The sequence below is a fragment of the Paraglaciecola arctica BSs20135 genome, assembly GCF_000314995.1.
Taxonomy (GTDB): domain Bacteria; phylum Pseudomonadota; class Gammaproteobacteria; order Enterobacterales; family Alteromonadaceae; genus Paraglaciecola; species Paraglaciecola arctica.
Genome location: NZ_BAEO01000036.1, coordinates 1 through 673, shown reverse-complemented (window position 1 = coordinate 673; position 673 = coordinate 1). Strand labels below are relative to the sequence as shown.

2 protein-coding genes are annotated in these 673 nt (G+C 41.3%); both read right to left on the bottom strand.

The features are described from left to right. Positions 1–132: 132 nt before the first annotated feature. Positions 133–429, bottom strand: a complete 297-nt coding sequence (locus tag GARC_RS13005) for a HigA family addiction module antitoxin (RefSeq protein ID WP_007620779.1) — start codon at positions 427–429, stop codon at positions 133–135. Then, complete coding sequence (locus GARC_RS13000; RefSeq protein WP_081587553.1) at positions 429–632, bottom strand: type II toxin-antitoxin system RelE/ParE family toxin; 204 nt, start codon at positions 630–632, stop codon at positions 429–431. Before GARC_RS13000 ends, GARC_RS13005 begins: the two co-directional genes overlap by 1 nt. Positions 633–673: the final 41 nt, after the last annotated feature.

The following is a 673-nucleotide window of genomic DNA, read 5'->3' as shown; positions in this document are numbered from 1 at the left end:
CCAAGCCATTACCACAAGGCGGTGATAGGAGATCTAAAGCGTTTAACTCATCCAAACCGAAGTGACTTTTATTTTTCAGCGAACCTGACCCCGCAGGTTGCTGAATCTATTTGAACGCCTTGTTAAATTTATTTATGCCACTTGAAAGTTGTATGGCGATACGTGTAGCGACTCTTTTTGTTGTCTTGTTTGCCAAAGGTCATAAGCATTTTGAAGTCTCAACCAATGATCAGCAGACGGCTTACCAAAAGCCAACTCTAGCCGTACTGCCATTACGGGAGTAACTGAGCCACGAGTATTTAAAACTTTAGATAGCGTTTTACGGCTAACATCTAGGTGACTTGCAACGTCTGTAATGGTTAAACCTAAAGACTCAATTACTAGCTCTTTGATAATTTCACCGGGGTGTGCAGGGTTAAACATTGCCATTAGTGATAATCCTCGTAATTTACAATTTCAGCATCCTTACCAACGAAGCGATAAGTAACTCTCCAGTTACCATTTACGCGCACAGACCATATACCTTTTCTGTTACCTTTAAGCTCATGCATAAATAAACCAGGTAAATCCATATCGTCTAAAACCTGCGGGGTCAGGTTCGTTGAAAGTACGCGATGCAACAAATAAGGCATGGGAGTTAGGTGATGATTCGTTTATTGAACCGGTTGCTAAT

Bases quoted from the DNA above. Each gene is read 5' to 3' on its own strand.
- GARC_RS13000 (WP_081587553.1), bottom strand. From the start codon at position 632: ATGCCTTATTTGTTGCATCGCGTACTTTCAACGAACCTGACCCCGCAG.
- GARC_RS13005 (WP_007620779.1), bottom strand. From the start codon at position 429: ATGGCAATGTTTAACCCTGCACACCCCGGTGAAATTATCAAAGAGCTA.